The organism is Streptomyces exfoliatus, from assembly GCF_000725545.1.
In the GTDB taxonomy this organism is placed as follows: Bacteria; Actinomycetota; Actinomycetes; order Streptomycetales; family Streptomycetaceae; genus Streptomyces; species Streptomyces exfoliatus.
In genome coordinates, this window is the sequence record NZ_KL647056.1 from 40,337 (window position 1) to 63,828 (window position 23,492).

Annotated in this window: 22 protein-coding genes and 1 pseudogene; 9 read left to right on the top strand and 14 right to left on the bottom strand. The window is 72.8% G+C overall.

All coding sequences use genetic code 11. From position 1 onward, the window contains the following. Nucleotides 1-129: 129 nt before the first annotated feature. Together mshA and IO20_RS0134635 are read left to right on the top strand one after the other, a co-directional pair. A complete protein-coding gene (gene mshA, locus IO20_RS0134630; RefSeq protein WP_078946005.1) occupies nt 130-1,437 on the top strand; it encodes a D-inositol-3-phosphate glycosyltransferase in 1,308 nt (435 codons plus the stop codon). A 219-nt stretch (nt 1,438-1,656) separates the two neighbouring features. Beyond that, complete coding sequence (locus IO20_RS0134635) at nt 1,657-1,908, top strand: hypothetical protein (RefSeq protein WP_030221653.1); 252 nt, start codon at nt 1,657-1,659, stop codon at nt 1,906-1,908. A 112-nt stretch (nt 1,909-2,020) separates the two neighbouring features. On the opposite strand, the gene IO20_RS0134640 is transcribed toward IO20_RS0134635, so the two are convergent. The 7 genes and pseudogenes from IO20_RS0134640 to IO20_RS0134670 all read right to left on the bottom strand — a co-directional run. Next, nucleotides 2,021-3,043 (bottom strand): helix-turn-helix transcriptional regulator, encoded by a 1,023-nt coding sequence (locus IO20_RS0134640; protein WP_245685164.1) that lies wholly within the window; start codon nt 3,041-3,043, stop codon nt 2,021-2,023. 211 nt (nt 3,044-3,254) lie between these two features. Further along, on the bottom strand, nt 3,255-4,310 hold the full coding sequence (locus IO20_RS0134645) for a helix-turn-helix transcriptional regulator (protein WP_030550159.1): 1,056 nt from the start codon (nt 4,308-4,310) through the stop codon (nt 3,255-3,257). Between the two features lie 161 nt (nt 4,311-4,471). Then, a complete protein-coding gene (locus IO20_RS0134650) occupies nt 4,472-4,912 on the bottom strand; it encodes a Fur family transcriptional regulator (protein ID WP_030550157.1) in 441 nt (146 codons plus the stop codon). A gap of 89 nt (nt 4,913-5,001) precedes the next feature. Further along, nucleotides 5,002-5,898, bottom strand: coding sequence for an SAM-dependent methyltransferase (locus IO20_RS37985; protein ID WP_051874470.1), 897 nt, complete (start codon nt 5,896-5,898; stop codon nt 5,002-5,004). A gap of 247 nt (nt 5,899-6,145) precedes the next feature. Beyond that, nucleotides 6,146-6,535 carry a GNAT family N-acetyltransferase gene (locus tag IO20_RS0134660; RefSeq protein WP_245685165.1) on the bottom strand — a complete coding sequence of 130 codons (390 nt, stop codon included), beginning with the start codon at nt 6,533-6,535 and terminating at the stop codon, nt 6,146-6,148. A gap of 250 nt (nt 6,536-6,785) precedes the next feature. After that, nucleotides 6,786-7,697, bottom strand: coding sequence for a M56 family metallopeptidase (locus IO20_RS0134665; RefSeq protein ID WP_030550151.1), 912 nt, complete (start codon nt 7,695-7,697; stop codon nt 6,786-6,788). A gap of 146 nt (nt 7,698-7,843) precedes the next feature. Next, a pseudogene (locus IO20_RS0134670) lies at nt 7,844-8,191 on the bottom strand (BlaI/MecI/CopY family transcriptional regulator); the annotation flags it as partial. 83 nt (nt 8,192-8,274) lie between these two features. On the opposite strand from IO20_RS0134670, the gene IO20_RS40630 reads away from it, so the two are divergent. Beyond that, nucleotides 8,275-8,430, top strand: a complete 156-nt coding sequence (locus IO20_RS40630) for a hypothetical protein (protein ID WP_157850876.1) — start codon at nt 8,275-8,277, stop codon at nt 8,428-8,430. Nucleotides 8,431-8,490: 60 nt separating this feature from the next. On the opposite strand, the gene IO20_RS0134680 is transcribed toward IO20_RS40630, so the two are convergent. The 3 genes from IO20_RS0134680 to IO20_RS0134690 all read right to left on the bottom strand — a co-directional run bounded on the left by IO20_RS0134680 (nt 8,491) and on the right by IO20_RS0134690 (nt 11,607). Continuing rightward, nucleotides 8,491-8,772, bottom strand: a complete 282-nt coding sequence (locus IO20_RS0134680) for a metal-sensitive transcriptional regulator (RefSeq protein WP_051751649.1) — start codon at nt 8,770-8,772, stop codon at nt 8,491-8,493. A 39-nt stretch (nt 8,773-8,811) separates the two neighbouring features. Further along, entirely contained in the window at nt 8,812-11,076 is a 2,265-nt protein-coding gene (locus IO20_RS0134685) for a heavy metal translocating P-type ATPase (RefSeq protein WP_030550149.1), read from the bottom strand. Between the two features lie 249 nt (nt 11,077-11,325). Beyond that, nucleotides 11,326-11,607, bottom strand: coding sequence for a heavy-metal-associated domain-containing protein (locus IO20_RS0134690; RefSeq protein ID WP_030221677.1), 282 nt, complete (start codon nt 11,605-11,607; stop codon nt 11,326-11,328). A gap of 183 nt (nt 11,608-11,790) precedes the next feature. Here IO20_RS0134690 and IO20_RS0134695 point away from each other — a divergent pair, with 183 nt between their 5' ends. From IO20_RS0134695 to IO20_RS0134705, 3 genes are all read left to right on the top strand, one after another. Next, nucleotides 11,791-12,771, top strand: a complete 981-nt coding sequence (locus IO20_RS0134695; protein WP_030550147.1) for a hypothetical protein — start codon at nt 11,791-11,793, stop codon at nt 12,769-12,771. A 52-nt stretch (nt 12,772-12,823) separates the two neighbouring features. Next, complete coding sequence (locus IO20_RS0134700; protein ID WP_030550145.1) at nt 12,824-13,513, top strand: copper homeostasis protein CutC; 690 nt, start codon at nt 12,824-12,826, stop codon at nt 13,511-13,513. Between the two features lie 70 nt (nt 13,514-13,583). Continuing rightward, a complete protein-coding gene (locus IO20_RS0134705) occupies nt 13,584-14,495 on the top strand; it encodes an aminoglycoside phosphotransferase family protein (RefSeq protein ID WP_030550143.1) in 912 nt (303 codons plus the stop codon). 104 nt (nt 14,496-14,599) lie between these two features. On the opposite strand, the gene IO20_RS0134710 is transcribed toward IO20_RS0134705, so the two are convergent. Both IO20_RS0134710 and IO20_RS0134715 read right to left on the bottom strand, forming a co-directional pair. Further along, on the bottom strand, nt 14,600-15,172 hold the full coding sequence (locus tag IO20_RS0134710; RefSeq protein ID WP_030550141.1) for a dihydrofolate reductase family protein: 573 nt from the start codon (nt 15,170-15,172) through the stop codon (nt 14,600-14,602). A gap of 100 nt (nt 15,173-15,272) precedes the next feature. Next, complete coding sequence (locus tag IO20_RS0134715) at nt 15,273-17,303, bottom strand: HelD family protein (protein ID WP_030550139.1); 2,031 nt, start codon at nt 17,301-17,303, stop codon at nt 15,273-15,275. Between the two features lie 256 nt (nt 17,304-17,559). Here IO20_RS0134715 and IO20_RS0134720 point away from each other — a divergent pair, with 256 nt between their 5' ends. After that, nucleotides 17,560-17,772, top strand: a complete 213-nt coding sequence (locus tag IO20_RS0134720; protein ID WP_030550136.1) for a hypothetical protein — start codon at nt 17,560-17,562, stop codon at nt 17,770-17,772. Between the two features lie 48 nt (nt 17,773-17,820). Next, on the top strand, nt 17,821-18,159 hold the full coding sequence (locus IO20_RS0134725; protein WP_030550134.1) for a hypothetical protein: 339 nt from the start codon (nt 17,821-17,823) through the stop codon (nt 18,157-18,159). Nucleotides 18,160-18,174: 15 nt separating this feature from the next. Here IO20_RS0134725 and IO20_RS0134730 read toward each other — a convergent pair whose 3' ends face one another. Beyond that, nucleotides 18,175-19,815: a DNA repair helicase XPB gene (locus IO20_RS0134730; RefSeq protein ID WP_030550131.1), complete on the bottom strand. Its 1,641-nt coding sequence runs from the start codon at nt 19,813-19,815 to the stop codon at nt 18,175-18,177. An 85-nt stretch (nt 19,816-19,900) separates the two neighbouring features. Then, nucleotides 19,901-22,525 carry a helicase C-terminal domain-containing protein gene (locus IO20_RS0134735; RefSeq protein ID WP_245685166.1) on the bottom strand — a complete coding sequence of 875 codons (2,625 nt, stop codon included), beginning with the start codon at nt 22,523-22,525 and terminating at the stop codon, nt 19,901-19,903. Between the two features lie 72 nt (nt 22,526-22,597). Here IO20_RS0134735 and IO20_RS0134740 point away from each other — a divergent pair, with 72 nt between their 5' ends. Next, a complete protein-coding gene (locus IO20_RS0134740; RefSeq protein ID WP_030550127.1) occupies nt 22,598-23,488 on the top strand; it encodes a hypothetical protein in 891 nt (296 codons plus the stop codon). Nucleotides 23,489-23,492 lie beyond the last annotated feature (4 nt).

Sequence of the window (23,492 nt, forward strand, 5' to 3'; positions counted from 1 at the left end):
ACTACTAAGCAACTAAGTAGTTCCGTAGCTCACCACCTCCGCCACCCTGCCGCGTGACCGTGCGCGCGAGCGACGCGCAGGGACACGTGGCCCACTCCTCAGGAGCCCCACGTGTCCCTGCGCGTCGCCATGCTCAGCGTCCACACCTCCCCGCTCCACCAGCCCGGGACGGGGGACGCCGGCGGGATGAACGTCTACATGGTCGAGCTGTCCCGCGCCCTGGCCGAACAGGGCGCCGAGGTCGACCTCTTCACCCGCTGCCGGGGCGAGGACGTGCCGCCGCTCGTCGAACTCGCCCCGGGTGTGCGGGTCCGTCATCTGCGCGCGGGTCCGCGCGAGGCGCTCCCGAAGGAGGCCATGCCCGACCTCGTCGTGCCCTTCTCGCTCGCCCTGCTCAAGGAGGAGCGGCACTACGACCTGGTCCACTCGCACTACTGGCTCTCCGGGCAGGCGGGCCGGATCGCCTCGGTGGGCTGGCGCATCCCGTTCGTGCACACCGCCCACACCCTGGCCCGCGTGAAGAACGCCTCGCTCGCCGCCGGCGACACCCCCGAACCGGAGCTCCGGATCCGGGGCGAGCGCCAGGTGGTGGGCGCCGCCGACCGGCTGATCGCCAACACGGCCGACGAGGCGGAGGCGCTGCGCTCGCTGTACGGGGCGGAGGGGGCCCGCACCGAGGTCGTACGGCCCGGGGTCGACCTGCGCACCTTCCATCCGGGGGACGGCCGGGCGGCGGCACGGGCCCGCCTCGGCCTCCCGGGGGACGCGTTCGTGCCGCTGTACGCGGGCCGGATACAGCCGCTGAAGGGTCCTGACGTGCTCGTGCGGGCGGTCGCCGAGCTGCTGCGCGAGTCGCCGGACCTCCGCGGGAGGCTTCTGGTGCCGGTGATCGGCGGGCATTCGGGCGCGACGCGCGAGGGGACGGCCTGGCGGCTCGCCCGGGAGCTCGGGGTGACCGATGTGCTGCGGTCCTGCCCTCCCGTACCGCAGTCACGCCTGGCGGACTGGTACCGGGCGGCGGACGTGCTCGTGGTGCCCTCGCGCAGCGAGTCCTTCGGCCTGGTGGCCCTGGAGGCGCAGGCCTGTGGGACGCCGGTGCTCGCGGCGGCGGTCGGCGGGCTGCCGACGGCGGTGTGGGACGGGGTGACGGGGCTTCTGGTGCGCGGTCACGACCCGCTGGACTACGCGCGCCGGCTGCGCTGGCTCGCGGCGCACCCGGAGGCGGTGGAGACGATGGGGGAGGCGGCGGTGCGCCATGCGCGGGGGATGAGCTGGCGCGCGTCGGCCGTCCGGACCGTCGAGGTGTACCGGGGGGCGCTGGGCGAGTCGGCGAGGCGGGGGGCCGGGCGGTGGGGGTTGGGGCAGGGGCGGCGGCACGCCCCTGCCCCGACGGCCCCTCTCTCCTGGAGGAACGAGAAGGCCGTCGCACAAGTCTAGCACCTCTTTTTTGGTTCGACCAAAGGTATGGGTCACCCCGGATCGCTCAATTCCGTTATCCAGAACGTCAATTGACGCATCCACGCCATGGCGGGTCCACGCAGAGACAATCTCTGGATCTCATTCGGAGCCGGGGACAGAATGGAGATGTCTTCAGGGAACGCCCGGCGGCACGGGCCCCCGGAAGACGGAATTCACATTCCAACTCCTGGAGGAATCATGTCTGCTGAGCACGCCACGGGTATGCGCAAGGCCTTCCGTCAGTTCGCCCTCGCCGCGGCCGCGTGTCTCGCCGTCGCCGGCGGCGCGGCCCTTGTGACAGCCCCGAGCGCGGTCTCGGCCCCCCAGCACGTGGTGGCCGACGGTGTGTCCGACGGGACCACCACCGACCCCACCCCGACCCCCACCCCGTCCCCGTCCAACGGAAACGAGTGGAACAAGGTCAGCCCGGCGCCGATAGCTGCCAATTGAGTCGCCGGGAATGCGGATAAGGCTCCGCGGTCACCCCGTAGAGGGGGACCGCGGAGCCTTTTCCTCATGGTCGGTACGCAATGTTCCCGCGCGCCCGATCGACCGGCCGCGCTCAGTCGACCCAGCCGAGCCGATGCGCCCGCACACCCGCCTCGAACCGGCTCGTCGCGCCCATCTCCTGCATCAGCTCGGACAGCATGCGGCTCACCGTCCGCAGCGACACCCCGAGCCCCCGCGCGATCTTCTCGTCCTTCATCCCCGAGGCGAGCATCGTCAGCGCCGCCCGCTGCTGCTCCGAGAGCCCGTCACCGCCCTGCTCCGGCGTCGTGCCGTCGCCGTACGGCGACGCGGTGTGCCAGCAGTGCTCGTACAGGCCCAGGTACGAGCGGACCAGGGCCGGCCCGCGGGCCAGGACCGCGCCCGCCATCGGCTCCGCCGGATCGACCGGCACCACCGCGAACTGCGCGTCCGCGATGATCATCGTCATGGGCACGGCCGGGGTGATCCGCACCTCCACGCCCGCCTCGACCCGGCGCCGCAGCATCTCCGCCACCTCCGGCGAGGAGACGACCCGCTCGCTGTACATGGCGCGGACCCGCACCCCGTTCTCGATCTGCCGCCGGTCCCGGTTCAGGACCCGCTCCGCCACCTCGCGGACCAGCGACGTCGGATGCATCGACGCCAGACTGTGCTGGATGACGTCCGTGATGTCCTCCAGGACCTGCTGGATCCTGCGGTAGTCGCTGAGCAGCTCCACATCGGCGTCCGAGCGCGTGAGGGAACCGGCCCGCAGGAACGCCCCCGCCAGCGTCTCCAGGGTGCCGTACGCGCGGTCCGCCTCGTCGAGGTGCTCGCGCAGCTGCTCGCGCTCCCGGTGCAGCAGCCGGAGCAGCGCTATCTCCGGGTCGATCACCGCGACCGTGTCGCCGTCCTGCTCCGGGCCGCCCTCCCCGCGGAGTCCCGCACGGAGCTCCGCGCGGGCGCCGTGCTGCGCGGGGTTGGTCGGCACGATGAGCCCGAGGCCCGCGAGCTCGTTCCTACATCGCTCGTACTCCTCCGGAGAGAGACGCAGCTCGGAACCGACCTCGGCGACGCTCGACACCCCTCGCCTGCGCAGCTCCTGATAGAGCCTCACCACGGCATCGGGTGCTTCCGAGCACTCGGCTCCGTTCTCCGTACCCCTGCCGCCGCCGGTGGTGATCAAGGCGAAGTGACCCCCTGTTCCCTCGAGTCGCGCCGCCGTCACCCTGTCACACAGCTGGGCGGCCGTCCGTCATGCCGATCTGACCGATCTGACATCCATCGTGCGTCATCCGAACTCCGAACTCCCCGCCGGTGTACCGTCCTCAGATTCCGCGCTCGGCCCCCTCGGCATCCAGCAGGCCGAGCCGGGAGGCCTTCACGCCCGCCTCGAACCGGCTCGCCGCCCCCAGCTCCTGCATCACCTCGGAGAGCAGCCGGCTCACGGTCCGCAGCGAGACCCCCAGGTTGCGGGCGATCTGCTCGTCCTTGATGCCGGAGGCGAGCATGAGGAGCGCCGCCCGCTGCTGCTCCGAGAGGCCGTCGCCGCGCTTCTCCGCCGCCTCCTCCTCGCCGTACGGGGCGGCGGCGGTCCAGCAGTACTCGTACAGGGCGAGATAGGAGCGGACGAGGCCCGGTCCGCGCGCGAGGATCGCGGCGGAGGACGGGTCGTGCGGATCGGTCGGCAGGAGCGCGAAGTTCTCGTCGGCCAGGACCATGCTCATCGGTACGACGGAGGCGAACCGGATCTCGACGCCCAGCGCGGCCCGCTCCTCCAGGTGCTGTGCCATCTCCGGCACCGAGGCGGCCCGCCGGCTGTACATCGCCCGGATCCGGATCCCCCGGTCCGCCCACTGGCGGTCCAGGGCCAGCTCGCCCGGCAGTTCCTCGCGTCGGACGGAGCCGGTGTACATGAAGTGCACGGCCGTCCGGACGGAGTTCGTCAGGTTCGTGAGGCTGCACCGGATGCGCCGGGGATCGTCGACGATCTCGACCTCGATCTCCCCGCGCGGTGTCGCTCCGGCCCGCAGGAACGGTCCGGCAAGGGCCTCCAGGGCGGTGTGCGCGCGACTGGTGGCGGCGAGTCGCTCCTGGAGGCGGTCGCGCTCCCGGCGCAGCAGCCGCAGCAGGGCGACATCGGGTTCGACGACGACGGGAGCGGTGTCGGCGGAGGGTGTGCCGGGGGAGGCGGGCACGTCGACGGGGAAGGCGGTCAGTCCTAAGGAGACCAGTTCGTCACGACATCGCTCCCGCTCCTCGGCGGTCAGGTCGAGTCGGTCCGCGACCTGGTCGAAGGTCGCCCCGGGACGGGAGCGGAGCGCCTGATACACGGCGAGTGCCTGTTCGCTGCCCGTACGGGCCACGGCGGCGTTTCTGGACACGGCGCAGCAGACTCCCCTCGGATCCCACCTGGACCCTGTTGAATCGCCCCGCTGCACCCTGCCATACATTCGAACGGCGCGCACGGAGTTCACCGCAGCTCAGGACGGCTCGCGGCAGCTCACGACGGCCCGTCGCGGCTCATGACCGCCCGGGGGGCGCGTCAGGCGGTGGGGGCTTCGGACCGGCAGTCGGGGCACAGGCCCTTGAACACGATCTCGGCGTCCTCGACCTGCCACGCGGGCAGCGCACCCCGGGGCGGCTCGGGCGCGGTCGCGTCGACGTTCTCCACGCGGCCGCAGACGACGCACAGCGCGTGCTGGTGCACGGGTCCCGAGATCTCGAACACGGCGGGCAGGCCGGGCCGGTCGAACTTGCTGACCAGGCCCGTCTCCTGGAAGTGCCGCAGCATCTCGTACACGGCCTGGCTGGTCAGCGTGCCGAGCCGCTCGCGCGCGGTCGTGGTGATGGCCTCGACGTCGAGATGGCCCCCCGCGGCGAGCACCGTGAGCACTTCGAGGCGCGGGCCCGTGACCCGCAGCCCTACGTCGCGCAGGCGCTGGATCACCGCCTCGCGGCCTGTCAGCTCTTCCGCGACTGCCATCTTCTCCGCCTGCCACCTGGTCGGCTCAAACTTTTGTAGGCATCGTACCTGTTGCTCGTCAACCTCGTCAGGCGCTCTTCGGCCGTTCGTCAGTCGTCCGGCCTGCACACGAGCAGGACGCTCTCGGTCCTGTCGTCGATCCGGTGGCGCCGTCGGCCCTCGATGTGCAGGCCCGCCGAGTGGAGCTCCGTCGCGAGCCGTTCGGGGTCCACGATCCACTTGTCGGTGGTCAGCACCACCCGCTCCGTGGACAGCTTGCCGGTCCTGGCCGTGTAGTACGTGATCCGCTCGCTCATCGAGGGCAGGTCGAAGACCTGTCTTGCCACCACCCACTCGTCGATCCCGTCGAAGCGCGGCACCTGGAAGGCCCAGGTCCTGCGCGGCTCCGCGATGAGTCCGGGGAGTTGGTGCGCGGTGTAGTCGAGGGCCAGGGCCCCGCCCGACTCCAGATGCCCGGCGATCTCGCGCAGCAGCTCGGGCCGCCGCGCGGGCGGTACGGCCGTGACCATGGCGCCCGCGAGCAGGGCCAGCCGGTATCTCCCTTCGAGCCGCAGCTCGGTGAGCTCGGACCGGTGGGTGACGACAAGCCCGGCGACCTGGGGGCCGATCCGGCGGGCCCAGCCTTCGAGGCGCTCCAGGGCCGAGGCGTCCCGGTCCACGGCTTCCACGGCGAAGCCGTGCCGGGCGAACGGGACGGCGAGCCGCCCGGCGCCGGAGCCGAGGTCGAGGACGGGTCCGCCGGTGGAGCGGGCGAGGCTGAGGTATCGGACGATGTCCGCGCTGTGCGGGCCGAGCAGGGCGTCGTGCAGCCAGACCGAGCCCTCGTCGACGGGGGCCACCGATTCGAGTCCCGGCAGGGTGTCGGACTTGATCCGACCCCTCTGTTTCCCACGGGCGGGCTCCCGCTCCCGGTCGTATCGGGACGGCAGGACCGGCGCGAGCGCTGCGGGCACGACGGGCAGGGATGTGCCGCTCGGTGTGTGCATCGCTCCTCCAGGGGCTCGCTCGGTCCATGCCGTCCGGACGAGGTACCCGTGCCGCCGGGACCGCGCCGCTGGACCCATCCTGACCTGGGGAACGAGCCCTGATCCAGAAGATGGGGCTGCGTGAACACGCGATGGCGTGGATCTGCCACGGAGGCGCTCACCGCGCGGAGCCTCCCGAGGAACGAGGGAGGCGAGCACGGTCGGCCCTGTGAGCCCGGCTTGAGCGCCCCGGAGGCGAATGAGCCCCCTAAGAAAGAGGCGGCGGCAGCGGGCGGGACAGGCGGCGCGGGGCGAGGGGGCCGAAGCCCATGTGCGTGTAGAAGGGGAGGGCCGGGTCGTCGTCCGCCGGGAGTTCGACCCGCTGGTCGTGGGCGCCGTAGCTCCGCATCCGGTCCGTGGCCGCCGCGAGGAGGGCCGTACCCACTCCGTGGCGGCGGGATCCGCCGGCGACGGCGAGTGCGTACACCTCGCCCTCGCCCGGTACGGGGACTCCGCCCGCGGCGACGCCGACGAGCGTGCCCTCGGGGTCGGTCGCGACGAGCCAGCCGAGCCAGCCGGGCGCGCCCCCGGGAATTTCAATTTCCGCGCGTATGCGGGGGAGTGAGCATTGGGCCGAGACCATGCGCCGGATCGGCATTTCGTCCAGGATTCCTGCGTAGCTGCTCCGAATGACGTCGGCGAGCAGCCTGGATATCGTCGTCGCATCGCCGGCCGCGGCCGTCCGAACGCCAGCCAGCTGCATTGGTTTTGTACCCTTCGACGTGCCGAGCCCGATCCCCAAGATACCCACGATAGCGGTGAATTCAGTTGTCCGTGACCGATGCGAAATCTACGAATTCGCTTAGTAAATAAGGATGTTCGGCGGGTCGGCCGGTGAAGCGAGTAAATTACCCGGGGAACGAACAGCAGGCGACGACCAGGGGCGCCATCGCGAGCCCCGCCGCCGCGACGGTCAGCAGCCCGCGCAGAACCGGGTGGCCCGCGCTGTGCGGGGCGAGGATGCGCCGCATGCGCAGCGCGGCCGAGGGGCCGCCCGCCGCGAACGCGGACCGGGGGGCCCGCCCCGAGGCCAGCGCGTACAGCGCCGTCGCCAGGGCGTCCCGCGTGCATCGCCGCAAGGCTCGGTCGTCCGCGGCCATTTCGAGGAGCAGCGGTACGGCTGACCCGCCGTGCCGTGCGAGCGGGAGGCGCGGGAAGACGGCCGCGAAGGCCTCCGCCGCCGCCACGAGGAGATGGTGGCGCCCCGCGATGTGCGCCCGCTCGTGCGCGAGCGCCGCCGCGAGCTGGGCGGGGGTCAGGGTGTGCAGCGCGCCCGAGGAGACGACGACCCGGCGCGAGCGGCCGGGCAGGCAGTACACGGCGGGGCGCTCGTCGTCGAGGACGGTGGCGCGGAGCGCCGGGTCGTACCGCCCGACGAGCCGCAGAAGACCCGCGTGCCGCACCCGTACCCGCCGGGCCCTGGCGAGGCGGCGTGCGAACGCGACGGCGGGCACCGACAGGAAGGCGAGGGAGAGCGAGAGGGCGAACAGCTCCCGCCCGTCGAGGGCGAGCAGCTGGGCGGGGGTGGGCGGCCGGAGCATGAGCACCGTGTCGGTCAGCCGGTGGCTGCTCTCGCCGGTGAGGACCATCTGGGCGGGCAGCAGGGCGGAGGCGGTCGCGAAGACCGTGCCGCACGCGGCCCAGACGGCGAGCGCGAGCCGGGGCACCTGCTGGGCCCAGCGTGCCCGTGCGAGGAGGAGGGGGAGAAGGAAGCCGGCGAGGGCGACGAGCCCGAGCGGCACGAGGGCGTGGTGGTTCATGCGGGGCTCCCGCCGTCGTGGCGCGGGGGGCGGTGCGGTTCCCGGTGCTTGTCGCCGGGGTGCGGTTCCGGGTGCGTGGCCCCGCGGCGCGGGTCCCGGTGCGTGGCTCCGGGGTGCGGGTCCTGCGGTGGGTCCTGGTCGCCGCGGGCGGCGCGCAGGGCCGCGTCGAGGGCGGCCATGTCCTCGTCCGAGATGACCTCGACGAACCTCAGGAGCGCGGCGGGCCGGTCCTGGCTGTCGCCGAGGGCGTCCCGCATGAGTCCGGCGGTGTACTCCTCGCGGCTGCGGACGGGCTCGTACAGCCAGGCCCGGCCGGCCTTCTCGCGGCGGAGCCAGTCCTTGCGGTGCAGGATGTCCGCCACGGTCATCACGGTCGTGTAGGCGACCCGGCGTCCCCGATTGATGTCGTCGACGATCTCGCGGACCGTGGCGGGCCGCTGCCAGGCCCACAGTCGGTCCATGATCTCGGCCTCCAGCTCTCCCAGCCGGCGCACGTGCATCCCCTCCCCCTGCGAGCGGCTCATCGTACGGGCCGCCTCCCCTCCCCAGGTATACCCCCTAGGGGTACGCTGGCGGGATGTCGACCCTGATGAAGAACCGTCCTTGCGCGAAGGCCTGCGACGCCGGTCCCGCCGGATCGGTGGAGCTGGTGCTCCTCCGGAAGCTGCTCGGCCTCTGTCTCCGGCTGAGCCTCACGCTGTCCGCCGACTGCCCCGGGCGCAAGGGCGGTTGACACCGACGAAGGGCCCCTCGCGGGGCACTTCGGTCCAACTCCCCCCTGCCCGGGGGAGGCCTACGTCCGGATGAGCCGGGCGATGGCCTTCGAAGCCTCGTTCACCTTCTCCTTGGCCTGGTCGCCGCCCTGGGCGATGGCCTCCGTGACACAGCAGCTCAGGTGCTCGTCGAGCAGGGCCACCGCGCAGGACTGGAGGGCCGCGTTGATGGCGGAGACCTGGGTGAGGACGTCGATGCAGTAGACGTCCTCGTCGACCATCCGCTGCACCCCCCTGACCTGGCCCTCGATACGCCGCAGGCGTCTGATGATGTCTTCCTTGTGCTGTCCGTAACCGGCCACGGCGGGCTCCTCGGAGATTGGCGGGGAAGGGCGGGTCCGTCAGCGGTCGGCGGCCTGGAAGCCCCGCAGGCGGAGGCTGTTGCCGACGACGAAGACCGAGGAGAAGGCCATGGCCGCGCCCGCGATCATCGGGTTGAGCAGTCCGGCCGCGGCGAGCGGCAGGGCCGCCACGTTGTAGGCGAAGGCCCAGAACAGGTTCGAGCGGATCGTGCCGAGCGTCTTGCGGGAGAGCCGGATGGCGTCGGCGGCGGCCCGCAGGTCCCCGCGGACCAGGGTCAGGTCGCCTGCCTCGATGGCGGCGTCCGTCCCGGTGCCCATCGCCAGACCCAGGTCGGCCTGGGCGAGCGCGGCGGCGTCGTTGACGCCGTCGCCGACCATGGCGACCGAACGTCCCTCGCCCTGGAGGCGCTTGACCACGTCGACCTTGTCCTGCGGCATGACCTCGGCGATGACCTCGTCGATGCCGACCTCGGCGGCGACGGACTCGGCGACCGCCTTGTTGTCACCGGTCAGCAGGATCGGCGTGAGGCCGAGCGCCCGCAGCCGCCGGATGGCCTCCGGGCTGGTCTCCTTGATCGCGTCGGCGACCTCCAGGACCGCGCGGGCCTCGCCGTCCCAGGCCACCGCGATGGCGGTCTTGCCGGCCTGCTCCGCCGCGTCCTTCGCGGACTTCAGCGACTGCGGCAGCTCCATCGCCCATTCGGTGAGCAGCTTCTCGCGGCCGACGAGGACCGCGTGGCCCTCGACGACGCCCTGCACGCCGAGGCCGGGGATGTTGGCGAAGTCCTCGGGGGTGGGAAGGGTGCCGACCTTGGCGGCGGCGCCGGTGGCGACGGCCTGGGCGATGGGGTGCTCGGAGGAGTGCTCCAGGGCGCCCGCGAGGCGCAGGACGTCGGTCTCGTCCGTACCGGCGGCGGTGTGGACCTTGATCAGGGTCATCCGGCCGGTGGTGACGGTGCCGGTCTTGTCGAGGACGATGGTGTCGACCTTGCGGGTGGTCTCCAGGACCTCGGGTCCCTTGATGAGGATGCCGAGCTGGGCGCCGCGGCCGGTGCCGACCATGAGGGCGGTCGGGGTGGCGAGGCCGAGGGCGCAGGGGCAGGCGATGATCAGGACGGCGACGGCGGCGGTGAACGCGGCGGTGAGTCCCTGTCCGGTGCCGAGCCAGAAGCCGAGGGTGCCGAGCGCGAGCGCGATGACGATCGGCACGAAGACGGCCGAGATCTTGTCGGCGAGGCGCTGGGCGGCGGCCTTGCCGTTCTGGGCGTCCTCCACCAGCTTCGCCATCCGGGCGAGCTGGGTGTCGGAGCCGACGCGGGTGGCCTCGACGACCAGCCGGCCGCCGGCGTTCAGGGTGGCGCCGGTGACGGAGTCGCCGACGGAGACCTCGACGGGGACGGACTCGCCGGTGAGCATGGAGGCGTCGACGGCGGAGGAGCCCTCGACGACGGTGCCGTCGGTGGCGATCTTCTCGCCGGGACGGACCAGGAAGCGCGTCCCGACCTGGAGTTCGGCGGTGGGTACGGTGACCTCACGGCCGCCCCGCAGGACGGTGACCTCCTTGGCGCCCAGCTGCATCAGGGCCTTGAGCGCGGCGCCCGCCTTGCGCTTCGAGCGGGCCTCGAAGTAGCGGCCGGCCAGGATGAAGGCGGTGACGCCGGCCGCGGCCTCCAGGTAGATGTTCCCTGCGCCGTCGGTACGGGCGATGGTGAACTCGAAGGGGTGGGTCATCCCGGGCGTGCCGGCCGTACCGAAGAACAGCGCCCACAGGGACCACAGGAACGCGGCGATCGTGCCGACCGAGATCAGGGTGTCCATCGTCGCCGCGCCGTGCCTGGCGTTCGTCCAGGCGGCCCGGTGGAACGGCCAGGCGGCGTAGACGACGACCGGCGCGGCGAGCGTGAGGCTCAGCCACTGCCAGTACTCGATCTGCAGCGCCGGGATCATCGCCATCGCGATGACCGGTACGGCGAGCGTGACGGCGGTGATCAGCCGCTGCTTGAGGGGCCGCAGCTCCTCGTCGGCCTTCTCCTCGTCGGTGGGACCCTCGGCGCCCGGCGCCTCGCTCTTCGGGGGCGCGGGCTCGGTGGCTGTGTATCCGGTGGCCTCGACGGTCGCGATGAGGTCGGCGACGTCGATGTCGGCGTCGAAGGTGACCTTCGCCTTCTCGGTGGCGTAGTTGACGGTGGCCTCGACCCCGTCCATGCGGTTGAGCTTCTTCTCGATACGGGCCGCGCACGAGGCGCAGGTCATGCCGCCGATGGCGAGCTCGACCTGGGCGGTGCCCGGAGTGGTCGTGGTCATTTCCTGCTCTCCTCTTTTTGCGGGCTCGGTTCCCCTCCGGGGCGCTGGAGCCGGGCTCACAGGGCCGACCGTGCTCGCCTCCCTCGTTCCTCGGGAGGCTCCGCGCGCTCGTCCCTGTTCCCCCGGCGCACCCCTTCGGCTCACTCGCCGGTAGTGGCGACCGCGCTGAAGTGGCTCGGGCCGGCGTTCGGGGGCCGGGGCCCGAGCGTGCTGGCGGGCGGGCCCCGGCGGCCTGGGTGGGGCGGCTGCTCAGGCGCGGCCGGTCAGCTCGTAGCCCGCGTCGTCGACGGCCGCGGTGATCGCGGCGTCGTCGGGCTCGCCGCCGGTGGTCACGGTCACCAGGCCGCCGGCGACGTCGACGTCGACGGAGATGACGCCGTCGAGCGCGCTGACGGACTTGGTGATCGCGGTCTTGCAGTGGCCGCAGGTCATGCCGGAGACGGCGTAGACCGTGGCGGTGCTGTCGGCGACCGCGACGGCGGTGGCCTCCGTGGTCGAGCAGCTGTTGTCCGGGGTGCAGCAGGAGCCCATGGCTTCCTCCTCGGTCGGATTCCACTTCCCGATACCCTCGGGGGGTATTCGGCTGTCGGGTTCATGTATACCCCCCGGTGGTATCCATGGCAAGCGGATCCCCGACTTGACTTGATACCCCCCAGGGGTATGGTGAGGTGCAGAGGACGGTTACCCACGCCACCCACGTACGGGAGAGCAGTCATGAACACCGGAGTGAAGATCACTGCCTTTGCCGCCGCGCTCGCCGCGACCTTCGGGACCGCGTACGGGGTCGGCAAGGGAGTCGGCCCCGTCGAGGAGCCGAAGAAGGCCGGACACGGTGACCACGCGGCCGCTCCTTCGAAGGGCGCCGACGGCCACGCCGGCCACGAGGAGGGCGCCGCCACGGACGCCTCCGCCGCGGCGAACCTCCCCGGCGGCCTCCAGGTCTCCCAGGACGGCTACACCCTGGCCGTGGAGACCCCGAAGCCCGCCGTCGGCAAGAGCGTCCTGAAGTTCTCCATCAAGGACGCGGCCGGCAGGAAGGTCACCGCCTTCACCACCGAGCACGGCAAGGAACTGCACTTCATCGTCGCCTCGCGCGACCTCGGCACCTTCCGGCACCTGCACCCCGTGAAGGCCGCCGACGGCACCTGGACGACCCCCGTCGACCTCCCCGCGGCCGGCGGTTACAAGGCCTTCGCGGACTTCAAGCCCGCCGCGCCCGGCGCCAAGGGCATCACGCTCGGCGTCGACCTCGCGGTCCCGGGCGCGTACGCCCCGAAGCCGCTCCCCGCCGTGAACCGGACCGCGACCGTCGACGGCTACCAGGTCCGACTCGGCGGCACCCTGAACCCGGGCAAGGCCGGCGAGCTCAGGCTCACCGTCACCAAGGCCGGGAAGCCCGTCACCGACCTGGAGCCCTACCTCGGGGCGTACGGACACCTCGTCGCCCTCCGCGACGGCGACCTCGCCTACCTCCACGTGCACCCGAACGAGGGCGGCCCCGGTCCGGACGTCTCCTTCACGGCGACCGCGCCCAGCGCCGGCGCGTACCGTCTGTTCCTCGACTTCCAGCACCAGGGCAAGGTGCGCACGGCGGCCTTCACGGTCACGGCGGGCGCGACCGGAACCCCCGCCGAGGCGCCCGCTCCGGCGGCCGGTGAGGCGACGCACGATGCGGGAGGTCACGAGCACGGCTAGGCTGGTCATTGGACTAGACCTGTAGCCGTCATTTATGGAGAAATGGGCCTCGATGAGCAACCGTGCAGTCCTTGAGGTGATCGCCCTCGACGAGGAGGACGCGGTCGCCGCCCAGACCGGCGGCGCCGACCGGCTCGAACTCGTCGCCGACATGGCGGCGGACGGGCTCAGCCCGTCCACGGCGTCCTTCGCCACCATCCGGGCTGCCGTCGACATCCCGCTGCGCGTGATGCTCCGCCTCGCCGACGGCTTCGCGGCCGGCGACACCGACGCCCTGGTCCGCCGGGCGGAGGAACTCCGCGCGGCGGGCGCGACCGAGTTCGTCCTCGGCTTCCTCACCCCCGACGGCGAACCCGACCTCGTGGCCGTCGAGCGGCTCGTCACCGTCCTCGACGGGGCCCGCTGGACCTTCCACCGGGCGATCGACCGCGCCGCCGACCGCGACGGGCTCCGCAAGCGCCTCGCCGACCTGCCCGGCCTCGACACCTACCTCACCGCAGGCGCCGCCACCGGCGTCGACGACGGCCTCGCCACCCTCAAGGCCGAGGCCGCCCGTGCGGGCGAGCCCGGCTACGAGGCCCGGATCCTCGTCGGCGGCGGCCTCCGCCTCGACCACCTTCCGGAACTTCGCGCGGCGGGCCTCGACGCCTTCCACATCGGCGGCGCGGCCCGCCCCCAGGGCTGGGCGGCCCCGGTCTCGGCCGAGGCGGTACGGACGTGGCGCGAGGCCGTGGACGCGTAGGGGCGTGGGCGGCGGGGTGCGTGGGAAAACGCCTGGCCCGGCGCGAGGGGCGCTCGCTAGCCTCCCCTCCATGGCAGCCACCACCAAGATGCAACCCGACGAGCTCGACATCGACACCGCGCTCGTCGAGAGGCTCGTCGCCGGGCAGTTCCCCGAGTGGGCGGACCTCCCGGTACGGGCCGTGGCCTCGGCCGGTACGGACAACGCGATGTTCCGCCTCGGTGACGACCTCGTCGTACGGCTGCCCCGCGTCCCGTACGCGGCCCACCACGTCGAGAAGGAGCAGCGCTGGCTGCCCCTGCTCGCCCCGCACCTGCCGCTCGACGTCCCCGTCCCGGTGGGGCGGGCCGGGGCGAGCGAGGAGTTCCCGCTGCCCTGGTCGGTCTATCGCTGGCTCGACGGGGACGACACGTACAACGTCCCGCTGGTCGATCTCGCCCACGCAGCCGTCGAGTTGGGCCGTTTCGGCGCCGCCCTGCGTACCGTCGACGCGAGCGCGGGGTCCACCTCGTTCCGGGGCGGCCACGTCACCGCGTGGGAGGACGGGCACCTGCCGGGCGCCGTCCGGGACCTCGCGGCCGACGGCGTCGTCGACGCGGAACTCGCCCTCGCCTCCTGGGAGGCGGTCCTGCGGCTCCCGCAGTGGGACGGGCCGCCCGTCTGGATCCACGGCGACCTGCTGCCGGGCAACCTGCTGGGCCGTGACGGCCGGCTCAGCGCCGTCATCGACTTCGGCGGCCTGGGCACCGGCGACCCGGCCTGCGACATGATGCCCGCCTGGACGCTGTTCACCGCCGACACCCGCCCGCTGTTCCGCGAGGCCGCCGAGGTCGACGACGCCACCTGGGCGCGCGGCCGCGGCTGGGCCCTGGCCTGGGGCCTGGTGACCGAGCACTACTACCGCGACACGAACCCCGTCCTCGCGGCCGTCGCCCGCCGCGCCCGCACCGAGGCCCTCGCGGAGTGTGCGAGCGAGGGCTAGGGCCTCTCGTTTGGATCATGCCGGGCTCGCGGGCCCTGTGGGTCTGGGGAGACCCCATGCACCAGACCCCGCTCCCTGATCCGGCCTGATCCAAACGGAAGACCCTAGCGGACGACGTCGAAGACGTTCATCTGGATGCCGTTGGCGTACGTCTCGTGCTCGACGAGCTTCAGCTTCTGCGTGTCCTTGTCCGTCGTGCTGAACAGCCGCTTGCCGGCGCCGAGCAGCAGCGGGAAGACGAGCAGGTGGTACCGGTCGATCAGACCGGCGTCCGACAGGGCGCGGTTGAGGGTCGCGCTGCCGTGGACGATGATCGGGCCGCCCTCGGTCTCCTTCAGCGCGGCGACCTCGTCGAGCGAGCGCAGGATGGTGGTCTCGCCCCAGTTGTCGACGAGGTCGTCCTCGGTGAGGGTCGTGGACACCACGTACTTCGGGATCGCCTTGTACCGGGTGAACTCCTCCATGGCGGGCCAGACGGGGCTGAACGCCTCGTAGCTGACGCGGCCGAGCAGCATCGCGCCGGCCTCCTGCTGCTCGCGTTCCTTGAGGGCGTAGACCTCGGGGAGGAACTCCACGTCCTTGAAGGTCCACCCCGAGTTCCGGTAGCCGGGCTCGCCGCCGGGGGCCTCCACGACGCCGTCGAGCGAGACGAAGGCGGAGCTGATCAGGGTGCGCATGGGGTTCTCCCGTTTCGGTCATGGCTGGTGTTCATCGGCAACTATCACGTAAGACCGGGGGCTCCACCGAAACTCATCGGTCCCGCAACGCCGACTTCGATCAGGATTCCAACTGGAGCGGGAGCGGCGCCGCGTGAACGATCGTCAGCCCGGACACCGCGCGGGTCAGTGCCACGTACAGGCGGCGCAGGCCCGTGCGCTCGTCCGGTTCGCCGTCGACGACCGCCGCCGGTTCGTCCAGGACCACGTAGTCGTACTCCAGGCCCTTCGCGAGCGTCGCCGGGACCAGCGTCAGCCGGGACTCGGCCGTCGTCTCCTCGCCGGGGGAGAGGTACGCGAGCCCGGCGGCCGTCAGCGCCTCCGCCAGCGGGGCGATCCGCGCGTCGGCGGCGATCAGGCCGATCGAGCCCTCGTGTGCGAGGGCCTCGGCGCAGGCCGCGACCACGTCCGCGTCGAGCGTGTCCGCCTCCGTGCGGCGCACGGCGAGCGAGCCCGGGTTCTCACGGACCGACTCGACCGCCGCGAGCCCCGGAGACATGTGCGGAAGCAGCCGGGAGGCGTACGCGATCACCTCGCGCGGTACGCGGAAACCGGCGGTCAGCTCCTCCACCACGGCCTCCGGCTTCCCCAGGTGCCCGAGCGCCTCCGCCCAGCTCGCCGTCGCCCACGGGGTGGTGCCCTGCGCCAGGTCGCCCAGGATCGTCGCCGAACCGGTCGTGCAGCGCCGGCCCACCGCCCGGTACTGCATCGGGGACAGGTCCTGCGCCTCGTCGAGGACCACGTGCCCGAGCGAGTGCGTCCGCTCCACCAGGTCCCGGGCCTCGTCGATGAGGACCGCGTCCGCCGCCGACCACTTCGCCGTCTTCACGCTCCGCGCGGGCTTCGCCCACAGCAGCAGCTTCTGTTCGTCCTCGGTGAGCAGTCCCTCGGCGTGCTCCGCGAGGAACTCGGGGTCGCCGAGCAGCCGGAGCACCAGCTTCTCGGGCTCCACCGGCGGCCAGCACTCCTTCACGACCGCCTTCACGGCCGTGTTCCGCGCGACCGTGTTCTGCACCCGGTCGTCGGGCGCCTCGCCCGCCTGCTCCATCCGGACCAGGACGGCGTGCGCGATGCGCTGCGGGAGCGCCTCGCGGGCCGCGCCGTACCGGATGTCACGGTCCATCAACTCCCGTACGATCTCATCCAGTTCGTATGCGGGAACCCGCCAGCGGCGCGAGCCGCGCACCACCATCAGGGGTTCCTTCGGCAGCGTGATGTGGGAGCGCACGGCCCGGCGCAGCACTTCCGCCATCCGGGCGTCGCCCTTGACGACCGCCGTCGCCGCCTCGTCCGTCCCCCGCACCTCGACCTGCCCGACGAGGTCGTCGACCGTCGCCTGCTTCACCTCCAGCTCGCCCAGGGCGGGAAGCACCTGCTCGATGTAGTGGAGGAAGGAGCGGTTCGGTCCGACGACCAGGGTCCCGGTGCGGGCGAGCCGCTCCCGGTGCGCGTACAGCAGGTACGCGACGCGGTGCAGGCCCACGGCCGTCTTCCCGGTGCCGGGACCGCCCTGCACGCACACGGTCCCGGACAGGCCGGACCGGACGATCCCGTCCTGCTCCGGCTGGATCGTGGCGACGATGTCCCGCATCGGTCCGACACGGGGTCGCTCGATCTCCGCCTGGAGCAGCCGGCTCGTCCGCTCCAGTTCCTGGGGGTCGGACAGGTGCTCGTCCTCGTACGCGGTGAGCTCGCCGGCCGTGTACCCGAAGCGGCGGCGCAGGCCGACGTCCTGCGGGTCCTTCTTCGACGCCTGGTAGTACGGCTGCGAGACCGGCGCGCGCCAGTCGATCACCATCGGGTCGCCGACGGCGTCGTGGACGTGCCGCCGACCGATGTAGAAGCGCTGCCCCTCCTGCGTGGTGTGCAGGTAGTCGAGCCGTCCGAAGAACAGCGGGGTGTGGGAGAGGTCGGCGAGCGCCTTGACGCGCTCCTCGATCTGGCGCCCGAGGACGACGGAGTTGACCCAGTTCGCCGTGACGTTCGTGATGTCGAGCGCCTCGACGTCCTCGCGCATCGCGCGCAGGGCGGCGCGGGACGAGGCCAGATGGTCGCGCTCGCGCGCGAGCGGATCGGGATCGGACACGGACACGTCGGACACGTCGGACACGGGGAAGCCTCCGGGCAGGTGGATACGCGGACACGTCGAGTGGCCGCCGGTTTCCGACCGGGCGGCGGCTCTCCACGGAGGGAGGCGGGGAAGCTGGCGAGTGTAACTCCGGCGGGGAGCGCGGGGCGAATGCTTTCCGGCCGTTCGTACCCGTAGGGGGCAAGGTCCGTCGTGAGGGGGACCCTGGTTCCACCCCCAGGCCGATGTGTTCGGAATGTCCGGATTCCATCATGGAGACATGACCGCGACGACGTTCACCCTCGTGACCACGATCCCCCGCCCCCGCGTCCGCCCGCTGAGCACGGCGTTCCGCGTGATCCGCGCCTTCGGCGGCGCGGCGGCCGGAGTCGTCCTCCTCGGCGACTACGGCCCGTCGGAGGCGGGGGTGAGGAACCCCCGCCCGGAGCACATCGCGAACCCGCGCCGTGAGTACGCGCCCGGTCCGGACTGAGTACGGGAGCGGTTGGTGGCGCCCCATGGCCCCTGATGTGATCGGAACATGACGACGAAGCCTTCCCAGGACGAGACCGCCGAGGCCGCGACCACTCCGGACGCGACCGCCGAAGCCGAGTCCGCCCCGTACACCTTCGACCTGCGCCTCGCCGCCGCCTGCGGACTGGTCTTCCTCCTCGCCTGCCTGGTGGCCACCGCCTCGATCGCCCTCGCCGACGCCATCGAAGGCGACGGATCCGGCGGCTTCCTCATCACCGCCGGCTTCTGGTCACTGGCCTTCGGAGCCGTCGCGGGCGTGGCGGCGCTCGTCGTGCCCCGCCGCGCCCTCGTCACCGCCCAGTACTGCCTGGGTGTCGCCGGCCCGCTCCTCGCCCTGATGGACTGAACGACCGGCCGACCGCTACGGCGCCAGCAGCTCGTCCGCGTCCACGATCCGGTACGCGTATCCCTGCTCGGCGAGGAACCGCTGCCGGTGCGCCGCGAAGTCCTGGTCGATGGTGTCCCGGGCGACCACCGAGTAGAAGTGCGCCTGGTGCCCGTCCGCCTTCGGCCGCAGCACCCGGCCGAGGCGCTGCGCCTCCTCCTGCCGCGACCCGAACGTGCCCGACACCTGGATCGCGACGGTCGCCTCCGGCAGGTCGATGGAGAAGTTCGCGACCTTCGACACCACGAGCACGCTGATCTCGCCGGTACGGAACGCGTCGAAGAGCTTCTCCCGCTGCGCGTTCGACGTCTCGCCCTTGATGACGGGCGCGTCCAGGTGCTCGCCGAGCTCGTCGAGCTGGTCGATGTACTGACCGATGACGAGGATCTGCTGCCCCTCGAACTTCTTCACCAGGGCCTCGGTGACCTTCCGCTTCGTCGCCGTCGTCGCGCAGAAGCGGTACTTCTCCTCGGCCTCCGCGGTCGCGTACGCGAGCCGCTCCGAGTCGGTGAGGTTGACCCGGACCTCGACGCAGTCGGCGGGCGCGATGTACCCCTGCGCCTCGATCTCCTTCCACGGCGCGTCGAACCGCTTGGGCCCGATCAGCGAGAACACGTCCGACTCGCGGCCGTCCTCGCGCACCAGGGTCGCGGTGAGACCGAGCCGCCGCCGGGCCTGCAGATCGGCGGTGAACTTGAAGACGGGCGCGGGCAGCAGGTGCACCTCGTCGTAGACGATGAGGCCCCAGTCGCGGGAGTCGAACAGCTCCAGGTGCGGGTAGACGCCCTTCCGCCTGGTCGTCAGCACCTGGTACGTGGCGATGGTGACCGGCCGGATCTCCTTCTTCGTCCCGCTGTACTCGCCGATCTCGTCCTCGGTCAGCGAGGTTCGCTTCACCAGCTCGCTCTTCCACTGCCGGGCGGACACGGTGTTGGTGACGAGGATCAGCGTGGTCGCCTTGGCCTGCGCCATGGCTCCCGCCCCGACCAGCGTCTTCCCCGCGCCACAGGGCAGGACGACCACGCCGGAACCGCCGTGCCAGAACCCCTCGACGGCCTGCTTCTGGTACGGGCGCAGGGCCCAGCCGTCCTCGGCCAGGTCGATCCGGTGCGCCTCGCCGTCCACGTACCCGGCGAGGTCCTCGGCGGGCCAGCCCAGCTTCAGCAGCGTCTGCTTGATCTGGCCGCGTTCGGAGGGGTGCACGGCGACGGTGTCGGCGTCGATCCGGTCCCCGACCAGCGGCTGCACCTTCCGCGACCGCAGGATCTCCTCCAGGACCGGCCGGTCGGTGCTGGTCAGGACGAGCCCGTGGGTGGGGTGCTTGGACAGCGTCAGCCGCCCGTACCGGGCCATGGTCTCGGCGATGTCGACGAGCAGCGCGTGCGGCACGGGATAGCGCGAGTACTCGACGAGCGCGTCGACGACCTGCTCGGCGTCGTGGCCCGCGGCCCGCGCGTTCCAGAGCCCGAGCGGCGTCAGCCGGTACGTGTGGATGTGCTCCGGCGCCCGCTCCAGCTCCGCGAACGGCGCGATGGCCCGCCGGCAGGCATCGGCGAGCTCGTGATCGACCTCCAGGAGCAGGGTCTTGTCACTCTGGACGATGAGCGGTCCACTCACGTGATCAGGTCCTTCCGACACCGTGCCGTTCCCGTAACGGCCAATCCTCCAGTGTGCCTGATGGGGGCCGCTGCCGGTGGGGGCGCTACACCTGCTCGTCCGCCAGTTCCGCGACGCCCGTGATGCGGTGCAGCGGGTACGTGCGGACCTCGTCGGCCGTGTGGTCGTAGCCCGTCACGAAGCCGCCCTCCACGCGGACCGGGGCGATGACCCGCTGGCTCGCCGCGCCCTCCGCGTTGACGTAGCCGATCCACACCGCCGAGCCCGTCATCGCCGCGGCCTGGACGGTGGCGAGCGTCTCCGCCGCCGACGTGCGCGGGAGGGTGCCCGCCGCCGCCGGGGCGGCCGCCGGTTCCTTCCGTACCGCCGTCGCAGCCCGGTCGCCCGCCCGGATCGCGCGCACCGCCGCGCCGAGCAGCGTCGCGTCGGGCGCGGGCGGCCCGTCCGGGACCGGGACGGGGGCCGTGCGCGCCGGCGTGCGGTACGCGTCGGTGCGGGTGATCAGGACGTCGCCCTCCGCCGACTCGGCGGCCGGCGCGTATCCCATCGACCGCAGCCCGTCGAGCAGCGACGCCGGGTCCGCCTGCGCCGCCAGGACCGTCGGCGCGATCCTCCGCAGCCCCAGCGCGGCCGACCGCCGGTCCGCGAGGATCTCGCCGAGGACGGCGTCGTCGTCGCAGCGCACGTACGCCGACGCCGCCCCGACCCGCAGATGGCCGTGGCGTCTCGCCACGTCGTCGATGAGGTAGGCGAGCGGCTGCGGGACCGGCGTACGGGAGTGCGCCTTCAGGAATTCGTGCAGGTCAGAGGCGGTCTGCCCGGCGTCGAGGGCCCGCCGCACCGACCCCGGCGTGAACCGGTAGACGGTGGCGCCACCCTTCGATTCCACGTCCGCGAGCACGGCGAGCGCGTCGGCCAGCGGGCGCCGCAGCGGCCCCGGCGCGACCGCCGTCAGGTCCGCCTGGAGGAGGACGTGGTCCACGGCCTCGGGAAGCAGCGGCGCGAGCAGGGTCGCGGCCCGCCCGGCGGCCACCGAAGGTTCGACACCGCCGCCGTGGTCGGCCGGGCTCGCGGCCTCGGCCAGCGGCAGGTTGAGCAGGGCCCGCGCCGGGCCCGACAGGGCGCCCCGCCCCGTGAGCCCGAGGAGTTCCGCCTCGGCGAGCGTCCAGCGGGCCAGCCGGGACCGCAGGTCGGTCGCTCCAGCGGGCCGCCCGTCCGATCTCCCGTCCGATCTCCCGTCCGGCCGCCCGTCCGGTCTCCCGTCACCGTGCTTGTCCTCACCCGGCTTCCCGTCACCGGCCTGTGCCGCCGCCGCGCCCCGCAGCGGCCGCTCCCAGCGGAGCCGCGCGAACAGCGTCTCCGGGTCGGCGGCCGCACCCGGCGGCAGCGTCGCGAGCAGTTCGAGCACCCGATGCCGGACCTCCGGCGCCGGCGCCCGGTCCAGGTCGGGTCCGAGGGCGGCGAGCGTACGGCCCTTCGTGTCCTGGCCGCCGACCAGACCCGGCGTACGGGTCGACGTCAGCCACGGGGTCACGAGCAGCGCCCAGCGTTCCGCGGGCGGCAGGTCCAGCCAGTGGTCGTAGGCGGGCGTCGGCGCGTACCGCTCGTCCGCCTCGCCGTCCGACGCGAGCAGCCCCGCCCCGTAACAGAGCTCCAGCCAGAACGCGGCCGTCTCCTCCGTGACGTCGAGCGCCGCCGCCGTCCGCTTCAGGTCCCGCACCGCGAGCCCGCCCGCGCGCAGCACCTGCGGGCCGCCCCGGTCCCAGGACTTCAAGAGCTCCTCGACCGTCGCGAGCGTCACGTGCGCCTGCCCGGCCGCCGCACTGTCCACCACCTGTGGACGGTACTCGCGCAGCACCCCCAGCTCCGGCGGCAGCGGCTCCGGCGCCCGGTGCGCCCGCCCGCCCCGCAGATGCAGCGCCACCTCGCGCGGCAGCACCATCGTCCGCGCCGACACCGGAAGCAGCAGCCCCCGGTCACGCAGCCAACGCACCGGAGGCGCCGGATTCGCCGACACCTCCCCGTACGGCGGGCCCCACACCAGCCGGTCCAGGACTCCCAGCGCCTCGGGGGACGCCGAATCGAGCAGCGCGCCCATGCGGTCCCGGTCCGTGAACAGTCCCGCCAGCGCCGCCACCGCCGACACCGGATCGTGCGTCGCGGGCAGCCCCGCCGCCGCGATGATCTCCTGCACCCGGCCCGGCGACATCCCCGACGTGGCCTCCGCGACCGTCGGTCCCAGACCCGTCGGCGACGGATGCTGCGCCGAAGGCGCAAGGATCTCCCGGGCGGTCCGCACCAGCTTCAGGCGCTCGTCCTCGCCCCACACGAGCGCCTGCTCACGCAGCAGCGCCAACGCGCCCGGCAGCGCCGCCTCGATCTCCGGATCACCGTCGTCGCCGGTGAGCAGCGCCAGGAGTACGGGGTACGGGGCCGGGTCCGGGGCGACGGCCAGCGCTTCGGCCGTCTGGAGCGCGAACCGGTCCAGCCGCTCGATGGCCCGCACCACGGAACCCCGCGTACCGGCACGGGTCGCCAGCTGCGTCAGGTCGTTCGGTACGGGACTCAGCAGGTCCGGCCGGGCCCGCAGCAGCGCGGCGAGCCCCTCGTCGCCCCGCGCGCGCAGCGCCTCCGCGAGTGTGCGGGGCGCCGCGGCGGCGCCAGTTCCCTCGGGCACGTGCGCCTCCCGGTCGAGCTCACCGATCCCCATCCGCACCACGTTAGCCGCTGCGCAGGCGCTAACGTCGGGCCGTACCGGGCGAACCGGCCGTGGAGGGGCACCGTGGGGATCGAGAGCGACCAGTTGGTCTACGACTATCTGAGCCGGGTCGGCGATCTGGCACAGCAGCGGCAACTGCCGGCGAGCGACCGGATGAAGCTGGTGTCGACACTCCGCGACGAGATCGACCGCCGCCGCGCCACGCACGGCGAGGAGAGCCCGTCGGCGGTACGCGGCATCCTCGGCGCCCTGGGCACGCCGGACGAGGTGGTGGAACGGGCGGACCCGGGCGCCTCGGCCCTGGTACCGGAGCCCCGCAAGGGCGACGAGCCTGTCCCGGCCCCCTCCGACGAAAGCCGTGTCACCGACTGGTGGCGTGCCGACGACACCGACGACGCCGACGGCGTCCTGGGCTTCGTAGGAGGCCTGGAACGCCCGGACCTCTTCAGTCCGCCGCCCCCGGAACACGACGAGGAGGACGAGGAGGACAGGAAGCCGGAGCCCGCCCTCGGCAAGCGCCGCCGCCTGGCCCGAATCCTCCGCCGCCGCAGCCCGGAGGCGGAGGCGACAGCGGAACCGACGGCGGAACCGGAGACGGCACCGGCCCCCCGCCCCCGCCTCGCGAACCCCTTCGTCCTGCTCGCCGCGCTGCTGCTGCTCGGCGGGGCGGCCTTCAGCTCACTGATCGCCCTGGCCGCGGGCTGGCTCCTCGCGTACGGCTCCCGCCGCCTGACCCCGGGCGAGATCAAGGCCGCCGTCCTGGTGATCCCGGGCGCGGCCGCCGCGTCGGGAGCGGTCTGGCTGTGGGGCCGCGTGGAGGGCCGCTGGGGAGCGGAGGTGGCGGCGGGCGGGGAGGCGCTGGGAGCAGCGATCTCGGAAACCTGGCCGTGGGTCCTCAGAGGCGCGGCCATCACCTCGGCCCTGTTCCTCCTGTGGCGATCCCGCAGACACTGACGTA